Source organism: Pararhizobium sp. O133 (genome assembly GCF_051669845.1).
GTDB lineage: Bacteria > Pseudomonadota > Alphaproteobacteria > Rhizobiales > Rhizobiaceae > Pararhizobium.
In genome coordinates, this window is record NZ_CP196426.1 from 4,088,616 (window position 1) to 4,103,347 (window position 14,732).

20 protein-coding genes are annotated in these 14,732 nt (G+C 60.1%); 11 read left to right on the forward strand and 9 right to left on the reverse strand.

The genetic code is table 11. The annotated features are described in order from the left end of the window. Window positions 1–168: 168 nt before the first annotated feature. The 6 genes from ACST81_RS19850 (at window position 169) to ACST81_RS19875 (ending at window position 5,028) form a co-directional block, all read left to right on the forward strand. Complete coding sequence (locus ACST81_RS19850; RefSeq protein WP_438750071.1) at window positions 169–2,097, forward strand: O-linked N-acetylglucosamine transferase family protein; 1,929 nt, start codon at window positions 169–171, stop codon at window positions 2,095–2,097. A gap of 74 nt (window positions 2,098–2,171) precedes the next feature. Further along, window positions 2,172–2,405, forward strand: coding sequence for a hypothetical protein (locus ACST81_RS19855; RefSeq protein WP_438750072.1), 234 nt, complete (start codon window positions 2,172–2,174; stop codon window positions 2,403–2,405). A gap of 117 nt (window positions 2,406–2,522) precedes the next feature. Further along, window positions 2,523–3,008: a hypothetical protein gene (locus ACST81_RS19860; RefSeq protein ID WP_438750073.1), complete on the forward strand. Its 486-nt coding sequence runs from the start codon at window positions 2,523–2,525 to the stop codon at window positions 3,006–3,008. A 151-nt stretch (window positions 3,009–3,159) separates the two neighbouring features. Further along, entirely contained in the window at window positions 3,160–3,654 is a 495-nt protein-coding gene (locus tag ACST81_RS19865) for a BON domain-containing protein (protein ID WP_438750074.1), read from the forward strand. Window positions 3,655–3,728: 74 nt separating this feature from the next. Continuing rightward, window positions 3,729–4,595: a TIGR02587 family membrane protein gene (locus tag ACST81_RS19870; protein ID WP_438750075.1), complete on the forward strand. Its 867-nt coding sequence runs from the start codon at window positions 3,729–3,731 to the stop codon at window positions 4,593–4,595. Window positions 4,596–4,647: 52 nt separating this feature from the next. After that, on the forward strand, window positions 4,648–5,028 hold the full coding sequence (locus ACST81_RS19875; protein WP_438750076.1) for a TIGR02588 family protein: 381 nt from the start codon (window positions 4,648–4,650) through the stop codon (window positions 5,026–5,028). 6 nt (window positions 5,029–5,034) lie between these two features. Here the strand turns inward: ACST81_RS19875 and ACST81_RS19880 are convergent, their stop codons facing one another. The 4 genes from ACST81_RS19880 to ACST81_RS19895 form a co-directional block, all read right to left on the reverse strand. Then, window positions 5,035–5,331: a hypothetical protein gene (locus ACST81_RS19880; RefSeq protein ID WP_438750077.1), complete on the reverse strand. Its 297-nt coding sequence runs from the start codon at window positions 5,329–5,331 to the stop codon at window positions 5,035–5,037. Window positions 5,332–5,546: 215 nt separating this feature from the next. Beyond that, on the reverse strand, window positions 5,547–6,800 hold the full coding sequence (locus tag ACST81_RS19885) for an NAD(P)/FAD-dependent oxidoreductase (RefSeq protein ID WP_438750078.1): 1,254 nt from the start codon (window positions 6,798–6,800) through the stop codon (window positions 5,547–5,549). 32 nt (window positions 6,801–6,832) lie between these two features. After that, window positions 6,833–7,333, reverse strand: a complete 501-nt coding sequence (locus ACST81_RS19890; protein WP_438750079.1) for a TIGR00645 family protein — start codon at window positions 7,331–7,333, stop codon at window positions 6,833–6,835. Between the two features lie 324 nt (window positions 7,334–7,657). Then, entirely contained in the window at window positions 7,658–7,822 is a 165-nt protein-coding gene (locus tag ACST81_RS19895) for a DUF1328 domain-containing protein (protein WP_025426013.1), read from the reverse strand. A 218-nt stretch (window positions 7,823–8,040) separates the two neighbouring features. Here ACST81_RS19895 and ACST81_RS19900 point away from each other — a divergent pair, with 218 nt between their 5' ends. After that, window positions 8,041–8,238: a hypothetical protein gene (locus ACST81_RS19900; protein ID WP_438750082.1), complete on the forward strand. Its 198-nt coding sequence runs from the start codon at window positions 8,041–8,043 to the stop codon at window positions 8,236–8,238. Between the two features lie 382 nt (window positions 8,239–8,620). On the opposite strand, the gene ACST81_RS19905 is transcribed toward ACST81_RS19900, so the two are convergent. The 3 genes from ACST81_RS19905 to ACST81_RS19915 form a co-directional block, all read right to left on the reverse strand. Next, window positions 8,621–9,592 (reverse strand): PRC-barrel domain-containing protein, encoded by a 972-nt coding sequence (locus tag ACST81_RS19905; protein ID WP_438750083.1) that lies wholly within the window; start codon window positions 9,590–9,592, stop codon window positions 8,621–8,623. A 178-nt stretch (window positions 9,593–9,770) separates the two neighbouring features. Beyond that, window positions 9,771–9,968 carry a CsbD family protein gene (locus ACST81_RS19910; protein ID WP_325462341.1) on the reverse strand — a complete coding sequence of 66 codons (198 nt, stop codon included), beginning with the start codon at window positions 9,966–9,968 and terminating at the stop codon, window positions 9,771–9,773. A 70-nt stretch (window positions 9,969–10,038) separates the two neighbouring features. Beyond that, a complete protein-coding gene (locus ACST81_RS19915; RefSeq protein WP_438750086.1) occupies window positions 10,039–10,368 on the reverse strand; it encodes a hypothetical protein in 330 nt (109 codons plus the stop codon). Between the two features lie 278 nt (window positions 10,369–10,646). On the opposite strand from ACST81_RS19915, the gene ACST81_RS19920 reads away from it, so the two are divergent. The 3 genes from ACST81_RS19920 (at window position 10,647) to ACST81_RS19930 (ending at window position 12,069) form a co-directional block, all read left to right on the forward strand. Next, window positions 10,647–11,516 carry an alpha/beta fold hydrolase gene (locus ACST81_RS19920; protein WP_438750088.1) on the forward strand — a complete coding sequence of 290 codons (870 nt, stop codon included), beginning with the start codon at window positions 10,647–10,649 and terminating at the stop codon, window positions 11,514–11,516. Window positions 11,517–11,611: 95 nt separating this feature from the next. Beyond that, window positions 11,612–11,767, forward strand: coding sequence for a DUF3309 family protein (locus ACST81_RS19925; RefSeq protein ID WP_325462338.1), 156 nt, complete (start codon window positions 11,612–11,614; stop codon window positions 11,765–11,767). Window positions 11,768–11,820: 53 nt separating this feature from the next. Then, window positions 11,821–12,069 (forward strand): glycine zipper domain-containing protein, encoded by a 249-nt coding sequence (locus ACST81_RS19930; protein WP_325462337.1) that lies wholly within the window; start codon window positions 11,821–11,823, stop codon window positions 12,067–12,069. Window positions 12,070–12,162: 93 nt separating this feature from the next. Here ACST81_RS19930 and ACST81_RS19935 read toward each other — a convergent pair whose 3' ends face one another. Beyond that, window positions 12,163–12,282 (reverse strand): NepR family anti-sigma factor, encoded by a 120-nt coding sequence (locus ACST81_RS19935; protein ID WP_438753708.1) that lies wholly within the window; start codon window positions 12,280–12,282, stop codon window positions 12,163–12,165. A 330-nt stretch (window positions 12,283–12,612) separates the two neighbouring features. Between ACST81_RS19935 and ACST81_RS19940 the strand changes: the two genes are divergently transcribed. Further along, window positions 12,613–13,410, forward strand: coding sequence for a response regulator (locus ACST81_RS19940; protein ID WP_438750091.1), 798 nt, complete (start codon window positions 12,613–12,615; stop codon window positions 13,408–13,410). A 13-nt stretch (window positions 13,411–13,423) separates the two neighbouring features. Here ACST81_RS19940 and ACST81_RS19945 read toward each other — a convergent pair whose 3' ends face one another. Then, complete coding sequence (locus ACST81_RS19945; RefSeq protein WP_438753710.1) at window positions 13,424–14,662, reverse strand: NAD(P)/FAD-dependent oxidoreductase; 1,239 nt, start codon at window positions 14,660–14,662, stop codon at window positions 13,424–13,426. Window positions 14,663–14,732 lie beyond the last annotated feature (70 nt).

Below are 14,732 nucleotides of genomic sequence, written 5' to 3' on the forward strand. Positions count from 1 at the left end.
TAGGGTCGGGCGGGCAGATTGACGTCTCTCTCGCTGCCACGAAAGAACGTGGCCGTCCTGTTTTTGCCGCAGCGCGCTCCTGACTTCTTCCAGCGACCCACCCCGCGCAAGGGATGCGCTCTAGCATATTTGCTTTGCCCGACCAGGGTGCCTTTTGGAATAGCGCATATGGATGGCCAAGCACTTGTTGCGGCGCAAGCCGCATTCGAACGGGGCGATTTCGTTGAAGCCTTGACGATCCTGACCCCGCTGCTTAGCGACACGATGAATCCACCCGCCCGGATACTCTTGGGGGAAACACTGGCCAGGCTCGGGCTGTTGGCGGAAGCGGCGCAGATTTTCGAACAGGCCGCCGATGGCGCCGACAGTCCTTGCGATAGCCGGTTTCAGAAGCGGGCGGTGATGCTTTATGCTGAGGCCGGCGACGACGACCGGGCGCAACTGCTGGGTATCCGGCTTCTCCCCAGCCTGCCGGAGGACGCCGAACTCGCCTATGCCCTCGCCCGCTCCTTCCGGCGCAGCGGCGACGCCGCGCTTGTCGATCTCGTCAAGAACACGCTGGCCGGCAGTGATGACCCCGATCATCTGAAGCTCGCCGGCGACATTCTCAATGAGGAGGAGCGCAACCCGCTGGCGCTGACGGTCTTCGGCAAGCTGGCGGCGCTTTATCCCGACGACCCCTTCACCCAGTTCAAGTTCATGTCGGTCGCCCGCGACTTTTGCGATTTCGCGGCGATCGAGAAACTGGAGACGGCGCTGGGCGCGCGGCTGGCGACGGGAGACCTGTCGGCGCTCGAAGGCGAAACCGCCTATTCCAATCTCTTGCGCTGCGGCGACGAACGGCTGAACCGCAGCGCTATGAACAATCCCGGCCTGACCGCCCCTCCCTCGCCCGCTGCCAGCCGGCAAAGGCGAACGCGCCCGCATGGCTGGGTCGACAAAATCCGCGTCGGTTATCTCTCCAACGACTTCTTCAGCGCGCATGCCACCATGCGGCTGCTGCGAAACGTGCTGGAGGCACACGACGCCTCTCGTTTCGACATCACCCTTTTCTGCTACACGCCGGAACACCATACGATCAACGAATACGACAACCGGCAAAGATGGGGCCGCGTGGTTTCCATCCTCGGCAAGACCGATGCACAGGCGGCCGATATCATCCGCCAGAAGGGCATCGATATCCTAGTGGATCTGAAGGGACACACCGGCGGATCGCGGTCGAACATCCTCAATCAGATGCCCGCTCCCGTTCAGGTCGCCTGGCTCGGTTTTCCCGGCAGCGGCACCCATATCGACTGCGACTTCGTCATCGGCGACCGGATCGTGCTGCCCGACAGTTCCAGACCCTTCTATCACGAGAAATTCTGCCGCCTGCCGGAGAGCTACCAGCCGAACGACCCTGTCCACCGCGCCCTGCCGCCAGCAGCCAGCCGCCGGCTCCTCGGCCTGCCCGAAGACCGTGTCGTCCTTGCCGCCTTCAATGCGGCTCGCAAGATTTCACTGGAGGTCGTCGATCACTGGGCCGAGATACTGCGTCGCGCGGACCATGCCATTCTCTGGGTGATGATCGACGGTGCGCTCGCACGCAGCAATTTCCTCGCGGCCTTTCAAGCGCGCGGGATCGCCGCGGACCGCATCATCTTCGCGCAGTCGGCGCCCTACGACGCCCATATAGCCCGGCTGCAGGCAGCGGATATCGGACTCGATACCTTTCCCTATAATGGCCACACGACCACCTCGGACAAGCTCTGGGCGGGGCTGCCGGTGGTGACGTTCAGGGGCAGCAATTTTGCCTCGCGGGTTTCCGAAAGCCTGCTGACCACGCTCGGCGTGCTCGAACTGGTGGCGCCCGATGCCGATGCCTTCGTGGACATGGCCGTTGCCTTGGCGGAAAACCCATCGGAAGTGGCGCGCCTGAAAGATGTCATATCCCGGCGGAGATTCACCGCCCCGCTGTTCGACGCCGAGCGATTCTGCCGCCATCTGGAAAGCGCCTATGACACGATGGTGGAGTGCGCCAAGGCGAAGCTTCCCCCCGATCATTTCGACGTTGCTCAACTCCCGCCGCGAACGGAAGCCTTTTCATCGCGCTCTTGAAGCTTAAATAACCGTATGACGACGCGCGCGCCGATAGCGCCGTTTCTCATCCCGGAATCTGAAAGGCGCCGATCATGGCCGAGAAATTCATCGTCCTTCCCTACCGCAGGGTGCGCGGCAATCTTGTGCCCGGCGAGATGCGGCAGGCCTCGAATGCCGTCAGTGCCGAGAAGATCGCCGGTGCCATGGCCAGCCGCTTTGCCGGAGTCGCCGCCTATGCCGTCGAGGTCGACGAGGAGTCCGGCGACATGACCAGTCCGCGGTTGCTGGCACAGTTTGGTGAGATCGCGGAGTTGCCCTCCTCCTAAGGCTTCGTGTTAGCCACAGCTTTTCAAGGAACATTCGCCCCACCAAGGCGTTTAGGGCTCAGTTGCCTTCAACGCTTGATGGCACAGGCTACCATTTCTCGAAAGGATGTGAACGCCATGAATCAACGTTTTGACCCCACTGACCGTCCCACGAATCCGACGGCATGGCCCGCCGATCAGGCCGGCCAGCGCATCGATCCGGTGACATCCCAGCCGGTGAATGATCCGCTTCTCAACCAACGCCGGCCCGAAGACGTCGAGGTGCGCTCGTCCCGCTCGACCTGGCCTGTGCTGATCATCCTGCTTGCGGGCCTCGTTCTGGCCCTGCTGGTCTGGTTGCCGGCTGAAATGTCGACCGACCAGACGACCGATACGGCCACACCGCCGGCCACGACCGACCAGAGCACGACGGCCCCGGCTGACAACGCCACGCCGCCGGTCGACAATAGCGCGACGCCGGGCACCGCTACGCCCGACACGTCGGCAACTCCGAATGCGACGCCGGCAACGCCGGATACGCAGACCCCTGCCACCGGCGCTGACCAGCAGCCCCAGACGAACGGCACGGCTCCGCAGACCAACGAGACCGCTCCGGCCAACTAATCGCCGGTCTGGACAGATGCGAAAGGTGGAACTGTTCCGGCGGTTCCACCTTTTTCGTGTCCGGCAGATTCAGTCTGCCGGCACCAGTTTGGAATGAACTAAAACCGCCGCCGGTCGTTACTCTTCCAATCCAACCACTGAGGATAGATCCATGATCGACGGGACGACGAAGACCACGGGGCGGGAAGAGGATTATCGCGACTACGAGGACCGCGATGTGAACGAAGGCTGGCCCTATGCGGACGGCACTCCCGGCTCCGAGACCAAGGTCGCCAATGGCTCATACGGGCAATCGAGCGAGAATTTCGACGAGGCCGGCAATCCTGGTTTCGAGCGGAGCAGCGATACCGCGATCGAGAGCGCCAACGGCCCCGACCTGTTCGGTGACGATACCGAAGCAGACGTCGAGGACGACGCGCTGGAAGACCTGATTTCCAACGCGTTGGAAGACAGCGAGATCGAAACGTCCGGCGTCGATCTCAAGGCACGGCGGGGCGCCGTCTTGCTGAGCGGCACGGTCGATACGGCACAGGAGCGTCGGCAGATCGAGTCGCTGATCTATGGTATTCCGGGCGTAACCAAAATCCGCAATGCTTTGAGGACAAGCGGTGTCGATGAGGGCATTCCAAAGGATTGGGACGAGTGATAGGCGGTCTGGATTGACCGGTTTGCGGCCCGGCATCCAGCGCCGGTCCGCGGGTAAGCTTTGAGAAGGGATCAATGTTGGGAGCCAGAGCCGAAGATACGGAAGATGCGCAGGATCATGCCGGAAAACCCGTGACACCGGCGCATTTTCTGGTCGGCCTTGGTCGCGGCGTTGCCGGCGCCCTCCTGTTCGCCCTACCGATGCAGATGACGATGGAAATGTGGGCGCTTGGCTTCACCATGGATCGCTGGCGCCTCGTTCTCCTGCTCCTCCTCGCCATTCCGCTGCTGATCGGCATTTCCCATAGAATCGGCTTCGAAGAGACATTCTCGCTTCGGGAAAGCGCCCGCGATGCGATGATCGCCTATGGCATCGGCATCGTCACGAGTGCGGTGATGCTGTCCCTGTTCAAGCTTCTGATGGCGGATATGCCGATGCAGGAAATAGCCGGCAAGATCGCGGTCCAGGCCGTGCCGGCCAGCATCGGCGCGCTGCTCGGACGCAGCGAACTGGGCAGCGGCAAGGACGACGCCGACGACGATGCCCAGGCCGGTTATGGCAGCGAACTGTTCATGATGGTGGTCGGCGCGCTCTTCCTGAACCTCAACATGGCCCCGACGGAAGAGATGATCCTGATCTCCTACAAGATGACACCCTGGCATGCGCTCGCCACCATCCTTCTGTCGATCGCGCTGATGCATGCCTTCGTCTATGCCGTCTCCTTCAAGGGCGGCCATGAACTCTCGAGCGATACGCCTTGGTGGCATGCGCTGATCCGCTTCACCCTTCCCGGCTATGTAATCGCATTGCTGATCAGCCTATATGCGCTGTGGAGTTTCGGACGGCTGGATGGCGGCTCGTTCACGCCGGCAATGATGGCCATGATCGTCCTGGCCTTTCCCGGCGCGATCGGTGCAGCCGCGGCACGATTGATTTTGTGAGAACATTGAGATGGCGCAAGAGGCAACACAAGGCAAACGCGGGAAAAAGACGGTGTCCAAGCAGGCACACTGGGCCGAATGGGCCACGGGCGTACTCTGCACCCTCCTCGTCCTCGCGATGACCGGATGGATCGGCTATGAGGCCATGTTATTCACCGGCGGCACACCGGATCTCACGGTGCGGATCACCCGACAGCAAGCAACATCCGGCGGCTATCAGGTTTCGTTCGTTGTCGGGAACAGCGGCAAGCGAACGGCGGCGGCGGTTCCCGTGACGGGGACGCTCAGCGATGGCGACACGGTCATCGAGACAAGGGAGGTGACCTTCGACTATGTACCTCAACAGTCTAACGCCACCGGCACGCTGCTGTTCAAGGAAGATCCCTCCGCCCACAGGCTTGATCTCCGCGCATCGGGCTATGCCGATCCGTGACCCGGATCAGACGCCATTCTGCCCCACAGTCATCCGCGGCACGGCGGATGTCGCATTCCAGCCAAATTGACTTTCGGACGGATCACCCTCGCCGGGACTCCAGAAACTCGCGGACGGCATGGTCTGACCGGCTTCCTTCGACAGAAGCATAATGACGGCCCGCCTTGCCTCGGCCGGCCGGGAAAACACGCGTCCGTCCAGGCTCCAGACGCTGAACTTCACCGCCATGAACCGGAACCGCTCGCCGTCCGGTACCAGCGCGCCAACGGCATCACCGTTGAACTCGACAACCTGTTTATGCATGATATAAATGCTCCCGCTGCCGTGTGTACGGCAGTCATTTCCATATGTCGCGCATGGCAAGACAGACCGAACCCTCGCTTCAGCCAACCTGATAAACGGCTGGGATCGACATTGGTTCCGTCATCGGGAATTTTTTTAAGTCGGCGCGAAAGGCAGTCGCGTCCGCCCAAGGGCGGAGCGTTGATGGAACCCGTGGGGCCTCGAGAATCTGAACCTCAGGCGACGAAGCGGTCGGGACGATATGGCTTGATGTCGATGACCGTCTTTTCGCCGGTCATCTTTTCGGCGAGCGCGCGGCCGGTCACCGGGCCGAGCGTCATGCCGTGATGCGCGTGACCGAAGGCGAACCATAGGCCTTCGTGGCGCGGCGCCTTGCCGATGATCGGCATCATGTCCGGCGTGCAGGGGCGCGCGCCCATCCACGGTTCCTCGTCGCGCCGTTCGGCCAGCGGGAAAAACTCACGGGCGACGCGCTCGGCGCGGGTCAGTTGCACCGGCGTCTTCGGCGCATCGCGATTGGCGAACTCGGCGCCGGTGGTCAGCCGGATGCCGCGCAGCATCGGCGCGAGGAAATAGCCCTTCTCTGCATCCAGCACCCAATTGTTGAGCTGGGCACCGTCCTGCATACCGTAATGCATATGATAGCCGCGCTTGACGGCGAGCGGGAAGCGATAACCGAGCTTGCGGGTCACCGTATCGGCCCAAGGACCGAGCGCGACGACGACTTCCTTGGCTTCGAGCGGGCCTTCCGGCGTCGCAACGCGCCAGCCGGCGCCTTCCAGCACATGTTCGAGCGTCGCGGCATCGCCCGAGACAAGACGGCCGCCAAGCGACTGGAAATAGATGAGATAGGCCTTGTTGAGGCTGTGCGGATCGCGGATCGACCAGGGATCGGTCCAGCGCAGGCCGCCCGTCAGATCCGCCTTGATCGACGGTTCCATGGTCTTCAATTCGCTGGTCGACAGTTTCTGATGATTGACGCCGAAGGTCGAGGAGAGCTTTTCGGCATCCTTGTAGGCGGCGTCGCGGGCGGCTTCCGTGCGGAAAACCTTCATCCAGCCGTCCTTGCGGATAAGATCGCCAGCGCCCGACGCGTTGATCAGGTCATCGTGCTCGGCAATCGAGCTTTCGATCAGCGGCGCGTACATGGAGGCGATGTTCTGATGCTGGGTAAAGCCGGAATTCCACCAGTAACGGATCAAAAAGGGCACCAGCCCCGGCAACGCCCGGAAATGATAGTGCGCGTCGATCGTGTTGTTCAGCGCATAGCGGAACAGCGCGCCGAAATCATGCGGAAAACCATAGGGGAAGACGCCTTCGCGCTGGATCAGGCCGGCATTGCCATAGGACGTTTCCTCGCCCGCGCCGCGGCGATCGAGCAACACGACGGACTTGCCGCGCCGCGCCAGATGGATGGCCGTCGACAGGCCAACGATGCCCGCCCCCAAAACAACGACATCTGTCTTCATGCCCCGTTCTCCATTCCCGGCGTTGCCGCCATTTACTTCTTCAGCTTGCCCATGATCTGCTCGAGGAAGCCGAGCATCAGGGCGGACACGACAAAGGCCAGATGCATGATCGTCGCCCACATCAGCTGGTCATTGGTATATTGCTGCGTATTCAGGAAAATCTGCAACAGGTGAATGGACGAGATCGCCACGATCGAGGAGGCCACCTTGATCTTGAGGCTGCCGGAATCGAGTTTTCCGAGGAAGGAGACTTCCGCGTCCGCCTCGTCGAAGCGGCTGACGAAATTCTCGTATCCGGAAATCATCACCATGACGATCAGGCTGGCGACCAGTGCAGCATCGATCAGCCCGAGCATGGCGAGGATCATGTCCGCCTCGTCATAGGCAAAGACCATGATCGCGATTTTATAGAACTTGTAGGCAAAGGACACACCATAGAGCGCGAGAGCGGCGACAAGTCCGAGGTAGAAGATCACCAGGAGCCAGCGGCTCGACAGAATGATCCGTTCGACGATGAGTTCCAGCGACTTCATGCTCCGGGCGGCTCCCGATTGGACGATTGCGAAATGGTCAGGGCATGAATAGCCAAGCCTTGGTCCTTCGGCAAGGCAAGGACCGCGACAGGTCGTCTCAGTGCATGAAAAAGGGAGCGATGCTTTCGCAACGCTCCCTTCAGCTTGCTGACAAACCCTACGGGCCTTCTTCCTTGGTGTCAGATTCACGGAACGTCTCTGAATCGAAAGGTGAACGGATTGGAATCAAAGAAGCTGCGCCGAGACCCCAAAGGGGTTTGTCAGCAGTCTGAAGGGAGCGATGCTTTCGCAACGCTCCCTTTAATCGCGTTCCCTGAGATGGGATCAGGTTCTGCGCATCAGCCCAACCACCAGCGAGATGACAAGGAAGGCCAGGAACAGGAAGAAAAGGATCTGCGCGATCCCGGCGGAGGCGCCGGCGATGCCACCGAAGCCCAGGACACCGGCGATGATGGCAACGACGAGGAAGACGAGAGCATAGTACAGCATCGGGGATTCTCCTTGGTTTGTTCGTCTTTCCATAAACGTATTAGGAGTAGTTTTGTTCCAGCCGCTCTCCAGAGCGCCTCATCAAGGCAGATCTACACACTTCCTTAACCATGGCGTTGAAATTTGGCCCAATTTGACACGGTTAAGCCACTTCGTTCGCGGAACATTACCGACACAGGGGACGTTGTGAAGGCATATACATCATGCGAGATAGTAAAATGACCGTATCGACATCGAATATCTGGAAGTCGGCAGCAGCAGCAGTCCGGCAGCCCATCCGGGCACGGGACAAGAACTTGCATATCGGCAAGACGCTGCGTGATCTCTACTTCAAGGACGACATGCCGAAGACAGAAGGATATTTCGCCGATCTTCTGAACGAGCTCGAAGCGTCCGAACGTAGCAACGACAACTAGAGCATCATTCCCTTAATACGCCCCATTCTGCTGGAAGGAATTTTGGCCAGAACCAAGGCGGCTGGCGAAAAGCGCAGCAAAAGCTGCGGTTGAGACGGCCACCGCCGGTCGTGGCCAAAATTCATCCAGCCCTTCGGGTTGGCTGAAAACGGCCGCCCACTGCGGCGGATGGCTGGACCGATGGATGTCGCATCGCTCTGCGCCATCCTTCTTGTGGATCGGCCGTTTTGAGCCAACAGAATGGATCGTATTAAGGGAACGATGCTCTAGCACACAAGATCATGACGGAAGGGTAACGGCGGCCAACTGGTCGCCGTTTTTGTCGCTGCCTCAAACCAGGAAAAGCCGGCACGCCCTGTCGATGCCGGCTCCCGTCATGTGTTTACTTTGACGGCGCACGCAACAGCACGCCAACCGGATTCGCCTTGTAGGCCGTCTCATCATAGGCAACCTGGCTTTCCAGTTGAGCCTTGGTGAAAGGCGAATAGATGGTCATCGTTCCGCTGGCATCCGCCATGACCTGCACGCTCTCGGCACTCATCGCCACGGGCTTCTCGCCGATGCCAAGAAAACCACCGACGTCGATGACATAGGCTTCGACCTTGCCGTTCTGGCCGACCAGCACGTCACCGATCTCGCCGACCTTCGTGTCGTCGGCCACCTTTACCTCCGTGCCGATCAATTTGTCGGTGCTGATCTGGGCCGGATCGATCAGTTTCATTTCGGGTTCGGTCGATGCGGTCGTGTCGGTATCGAGCGGCAGAACCGCATCCGGATCCGTCATCTGCGGCGTGGTCCCGAGCGTCGGCTGCGTCGATTGCGCGGTCTCGTCCTTCAAGACCGGCGAATTTACGGGAGCGGCATTGGCGTTTCTGTTTTCGGCGTCCTTGTCTTCCGGAAGCGTCGCCAAGGAACCATCCATCATCGCACCACGTTCAAATTGCGGGGCGGCCTCCAGCTCTTCCTTCGTCGCAGAAACCACGATGATGCGCTGGCCATCGCGATCCGACCAGGATACGCGATCGAAGCCGACAGCAACATCCTTTTCACCAAGGCCGAGAAAACCGCCGACACCAACGACCAGCGCTTCGGCTCCGCCATCGGCATTGATCACAACGTCGTTGACGTCGCCGATCGCTTCGCCCTGCTCATCAGCACCGGTATAAACGGTCTTGCCGAGAACAGTGCTAGCTAGAATCTGCTCGGGCGCCGCGGAGAAATAGCCGCTCGGACCTTGCTTGGTGGTTGGGCTTGCGTCCTTTGCAGGATCGGCCTTGTTGGCGGCATCCTGCGCAACGGCGCCGGTTGCCAATGACGCCGCAAGGACCGTCGTCGCCAGGAGGATACGGATCATGGTGGACTCCTTCATGCTGTATCGGGGCTCAATTCGGCTGGCGCAATATCATTGCCCGCCGCTGGGAATACTGACTTGAACGGCAGTCATCCCGTGTTAGTTCCGACCTTTCCAAAAGGCCGCACATCGAAACGGCACGCGAGGGGATTCGCGTGCCGTTGGGTTTTCATTTGAAATGTCAGTGGCGGGAGGACCACTCGTCGATCTGCCGCTCGGCTTCATCCTTTTCGACGCCGTAGCGAACCTGGATGCGGCCGGCCAATTCCTTGCGGCGGCCATTGATCACATCGAGATCGTCGTCCGTCAGCTTGCCCCACTGGGTCTGGGCCTTACCGCGATACTCGGTCCACTTACCTTCAATCATATCCCAATTCATTGCGGTGCTCCTCTAGGTTGGTATGAAATCAACGCCGCGTGCGTGGAAAAGGTTCCACTTCGCGGGATAATCAATTGCTGATCACGTCCTTGCGGTCTCTCTTCTCAGCGACCATCACCGGTGCCGTCGGATCATCGAAGGTGATCCGTACGTCCAGTTCCTCGGATGGAGTGATATCCCAGGTAATCGTGGCATCTTCGATAAAAAGGGCCGGATCGACGGCCGCGCATTTCCCATAGACGATCTTGTAACCGTCACGCGCCGCTTTGATCGCCGGGCTCAGCAGTTCCTGGCATTCCTCGGCGGTCTCAAACCCCACGGCCGGGGCAGGCAATTCCGTGCATTGAATATTGCCCTGGCTGCATCCGACCAGCATCATGATTGCGGCAATGTGTTCCATCGTCGTGCTCCTTGCACAATGATTTACTTGAGAAGGTAACGGACATGCACGCCGGGATGTTCCCGAAAAAAATGCCGGGAACTTTTGCGCCGATCCAGCGTTGTGAAAGGGCGTCAAGGAATGCCTGGCGTGACTTTGGTGAACCCGGATACCCGCGCCGAGAATGGCCGCCTGCCCAGACAACCAACCTCCCCTAGGCAATGACCGAGACGTCCGTTCAAGGAATGTCAGCCATGTTGCGTCCACCTTTTGCCCATTGGTTATCCGAAGATACCGGCATGCGAACCGTGCTGATTCATGGCATGGTCATGGGACCATCCTTCTGGAGCAGTTTTGCCCCCAGCATCGTGAGAGAGGGTCGCTCGGTCGCCTATCCCTTGCCCGGACATAGCCCGTGGACGCTGGACGGTTTTGGCGGAATTCTGAGAACCGAGGATATTGTCGATGCCTATGCGCAGGCGATCGAACGGGATTTCGACGGCGAGCCGGTGACCCTCATCGGCCATTCGACCGGCGGCTTCGTCTCGCTGCTTCTGGCAAGGCATCGGCCCGACCTGGTCAGCAATGTCATCCTGATGGGGGCTTTTGCTTGCGGGCGCTTCGAAGGCCAGGAACGGATGGCGTCGCGCATCCTGCGGCTACCCTTGCTGGGCCGGCACCTGTTCATCCGGCTTTTCACCCGCTGGATTTCCACACGCGAAAATTTCCGCTGGGGCTCGCTCGAAACCGTGTTCGACAAGAACGTGGGCTGGGAGACAGAGGAAACTGCGGCGACCATGGAGAAGGTGCGCGAACAATTGCTGAACTCGAAGGCCGACGAGATCGCCGCCTTCGTCTCCTGGATGTCACGAACATCGGTGTTGGCCGAGCTGTCGCGGATCGATGTGCCGGTGCTCAACATCATCGGCGCGCGCGACGCCATCGTGCCGCCGGCACACCAAATTCATCTGTCCGGCCGCTTGCCGCGTGTCCAGACGGTCATCCTCGACAAGGTCGGCCACCTGCCGATGGCCGAGGCGCGCGACAAGGTTGACCGGTTGATCGGCGCCTTCCTTCTGCTCGGTCCGCTGACGCCAAAAAGTAACCAGACACTTACTGATATTTCGCAGGCTACTCCCTTTGCCAACCCCGTTCCGCGTGGACTTTGAACAGGGCAATATGACGCTGGAACAAAATCGCGTGACAAGAGTTTTGAGAGCGGAACCCGTGGCCCCAAAGGCCTTGAACCTGAAGAGGAAATACGATGCTCGGTACGATTCTCCTGATTGTCCTGATCCTTCTGCTGATTGGCGCATTGCCGACGTGGGGTCACAGTCGCAGCTGGGGTTACGGCCCCTCGGGTGGCCTCGGACTGATCGTCGTCATCCTTCTCATCCTTGTGCTGATGGGTCGGATCTGACCCGCAACGTTCCGCATTCCATCTTCATCCAGACCTTTGAAAGGAAGCCACCCATGAAAAAGATCCTCCTCGCAATCGCTCTCATCATGCCTCTCGCAGCGTGCACCGCCACGGAAAAGGGCGCGGGCATCGGCGCTGCGTCCGGCGCCATCATCGGCGGCGCTGCAACGGGCAATGTCCGTGGTGCGGCAGTCGGTGCAGCCATCGGCGGTGTCGCGGGCGCGCTGATCGGCAATGCCAACGAGCCGGGCAAGTGCTACTATCGCGACCGCTACGGCCGCCGCTACATCGCAAATTGCTGATTGGCCGGCGTCATATCGCAGACAAGGGAAAACGGGCTTCGGCCCGTTTTTCATGTCTTCGCCATGGAAAGGAAGGACGAGACCGGGTCTCGATCAGGAACGGGGTTTTCCGAGTTGCTCTGCCTGATCCAGTTTTTCGAGGAGATCAAGGAACATGTCGGGGATCGGCTCTTCCTCGACCGCCGTGTAGAGCGCCTTCAATTTGGTGGCGATCTGGGCATTCGGCCCCTTGAGAGAACCGTTCCCATTTCGCGCCGGTCCGGCACGCCGATGATTTTCGGGGATGTCACTCATCGACGGTTTCGCTCCTGAACCCGCAGCCATCATCACAAAGCCGCTACGCTTTCCTGCGTCTATTTGATACACGCAAAGTCTTGCGATATTCCGAATTTTTACGGAGTTTGCGGCGTCCCTACAGAAATTGAATCTGCTTCAAAACTTCCCATAAACCATAAAACATGTTCAAACCGATGCCACGGTTCGACTCGGAATAGCGTCGCGCATCGGCAGCTTTGCCCGGCATCATACTGAAGGAAGTCATAAATGTCACTTTCCATGCGGATCGCAGCCCACCTGCCCTATCTCCGGCGCTTCTCCCGCGCGGTAACCGGATCGCAGACCTCGGGCGACGCCTATGTGGCGGCGGTGCTGGAAGCTCTCATTGCCGATATCTCGCTTTTTCCGCAGGGCAGCAATGACAGGGTGAATCTGTTCAGGCTGTTCTGCTCGCAGATGGACGAAATCAGCATCGACCTGCCGGAAACCGCCTCTCCCTTCAGTTGGGAAAAGCGTGCGGCGGCCAACCTGTCGCTGATCCCGCCGGCAGCCCGCAAGGCCTTCCTGCTCGTCTCGGTCGAAGGCTTTACCCCAGCGGAAACCGCGGAGATCCTGGACGTGAGCGAACCGCAAGCAGCCGAACTCTTGCGCGAGGCTTCCGAGGATATTTCACGACAGGTTGCCACCGAAATCCTGATCATCGAGGATGAACCGCTGATCGCCATGGACATCGAAGACATGGTGCTCAGCCTCGGTCATACGGTGGCCGGTGTGGCGAGAACCTACGACGAAGCGATCACACTCTTCGAAAAGGCCATGCCGAAGATGATCCTTGCCGACATCCAGCTGGCCGACGGCAGTTCCGGCATCGACGCCGTCAACGAAATCCTCAAAAGCGCGACGATTCCGGTGATCTTCATCACCGCCTTCCCGGAACGCCTTCTGACCGGGACCAAGCCTGAGCCGGCCTTCCTGGTGACGAAGCCGTTCAATCCGGAAATGGTTAAGGCACTGATCAGCCAGGCGCTGTTCTTCGACGAAAACGCCAGGGCCGGCCGGGCCTGATTTAGCCTGATCTCTATTTTCTCGGCGAAGGCCGTTCGATGGCGAAGGCGTCGAACCAGCTCTGTCTGTTGCCGGCGCAGAGTTCGGCCAGGATGCGCGACGCCATGAAGCTGAAGGTGATGCCGTTGCCGCCGTAACCGTAGGCGGCAAGGATACGCGGCATGCCGTGTACCGCGCCGATCAGCGGCAGGCCATCCTCCGTTTGCCCGAAGGTGCCGGACCACGCGAAATCGACGTCACGTTTTGCGGCTGGCCATAGACCGGCGAGGGTCTCGACCAGATGCGCCGTCTTTCCCGGCATCTTGGCATCGCGTTCAGCAGGATCGACGGTATCGTCGTCACCGCCTCCGATGATGATCCGGCCATCAGGCGTAGTGCGGGCATAGTGATAGTTTTCCGACGCCTCCCAGATCAGTTCCCCGCCCGGCCAGAGCTTTTCAGGTTGCTGGCGCACCGTGGCGATGGCCCAGCTCGACGATGTCCGGTGGATTTCCGCGTGCACGAAATCGGGCATGACATAACCGGTGGCGAGAATGGCATGCCGCGCCTCGATCACGAAGGGTCCATCCGTCTCGATGGTTACCGCTCCGGGCGCATCGTGATAGGCGGTGACCATGGCGTCGATCAGTCGCGCGCCACGGGCCACGGCATCGTTCAAAAGTCCCCAGGACAGAAGCAGCGGATCGGCGTCGGCCGACCCCGGCGAAACGATCGCCGCCGGCCGGTCAATGCCGGTGCGCGACAGAAGATCGGCGTGATCGAGCAATATGCCGGGCAGTCCCGCCCGCTCACGCAGCAGGTATTCGCGGCGCAAGGCATCTGGCCCGACATCGTTCGCTGCGATATAGAGGGTCGAGCGAGGACGCAGAGTGCATGGCAGTCCAAGGTCGCCGACAAGGCTGCGCAGCCCCTGCACGGCAGCGACGCTGTGCCGGTAGATTTCAACGGCGTGGTCAAAGCCGTAGAAATCTGTCAGTTCCCCAAGTTTTCGATCGATGTCCCACTGCAACATGGCCGTGCTGGCAGCTGTGCTGCCGAGCCCAGGGGGCTCCTTATCGACGACGGTGACGTTTACACCGCGCGCGGCCAGATGCTGGGCAGCCAGCGATCCGGTAATACCGCCGCCGACGACCAGCACATCTGTCTTGAAGCTCTCGGTCAAAAGATGCTTGAGGGGTGGCCGTTTGCCTTTTCCCCATGGGGATCTGCCGCTGTGAAGATCGTCCTGAGCGATTTGATCGCTATCGAGCATTGGTGGCATGCAACGGCTTTCTCTACGATACGCAAACATTGATGGCCTGGCGCAGTCTCTCGTTTCAATC

Coding starts and splice junctions, on each gene's coding strand:
- ACST81_RS19850 (WP_438750071.1), top strand. CDS start 169: ATGGATGGCCAAGCACTTGTTGCGGCGCAAGCCGCATTCGAACGGGGC.
- ACST81_RS19855 (WP_438750072.1), top strand. CDS start 2,172: ATGGCCGAGAAATTCATCGTCCTTCCCTACCGCAGGGTGCGCGGCAAT.
- ACST81_RS19860 (WP_438750073.1), top strand. CDS start 2,523: ATGAATCAACGTTTTGACCCCACTGACCGTCCCACGAATCCGACGGCA.
- ACST81_RS19865 (WP_438750074.1), top strand. CDS start 3,160: ATGATCGACGGGACGACGAAGACCACGGGGCGGGAAGAGGATTATCGC.
- ACST81_RS19870 (WP_438750075.1), top strand. CDS start 3,729: ATGTTGGGAGCCAGAGCCGAAGATACGGAAGATGCGCAGGATCATGCC.
- ACST81_RS19880 (WP_438750077.1), bottom strand. CDS start 5,331: ATGCATAAACAGGTTGTCGAGTTCAACGGTGATGCCGTTGGCGCGCTG.
- ACST81_RS19885 (WP_438750078.1), bottom strand. CDS start 6,800: ATGAAGACAGATGTCGTTGTTTTGGGGGCGGGCATCGTTGGCCTGTCG.
- ACST81_RS19890 (WP_438750079.1), bottom strand. CDS start 7,333: ATGAAGTCGCTGGAACTCATCGTCGAACGGATCATTCTGTCGAGCCGC.
- ACST81_RS19895 (WP_025426013.1), bottom strand. CDS start 7,822: ATGCTGTACTATGCTCTCGTCTTCCTCGTCGTTGCCATCATCGCCGGT.
- ACST81_RS19900 (WP_438750082.1), top strand. CDS start 8,041: ATGACCGTATCGACATCGAATATCTGGAAGTCGGCAGCAGCAGCAGTC.
- ACST81_RS19905 (WP_438750083.1), bottom strand. CDS start 9,592: ATGATCCGTATCCTCCTGGCGACGACGGTCCTTGCGGCGTCATTGGCA.
- ACST81_RS19910 (WP_325462341.1), bottom strand. CDS start 9,968: ATGAATTGGGATATGATTGAAGGTAAGTGGACCGAGTATCGCGGTAAG.
- ACST81_RS19915 (WP_438750086.1), bottom strand. CDS start 10,368: ATGGAACACATTGCCGCAATCATGATGCTGGTCGGATGCAGCCAGGGC.
- ACST81_RS19920 (WP_438750088.1), top strand. CDS start 10,647: ATGCGAACCGTGCTGATTCATGGCATGGTCATGGGACCATCCTTCTGG.
- ACST81_RS19925 (WP_325462338.1), top strand. CDS start 11,612: ATGCTCGGTACGATTCTCCTGATTGTCCTGATCCTTCTGCTGATTGGC.
- ACST81_RS19930 (WP_325462337.1), top strand. CDS start 11,821: ATGAAAAAGATCCTCCTCGCAATCGCTCTCATCATGCCTCTCGCAGCG.
- ACST81_RS19940 (WP_438750091.1), top strand. CDS start 12,613: ATGTCACTTTCCATGCGGATCGCAGCCCACCTGCCCTATCTCCGGCGC.
- ACST81_RS19945 (WP_438753710.1), bottom strand. CDS start 14,662: ATGCTCGATAGCGATCAAATCGCTCAGGACGATCTTCACAGCGGCAGA.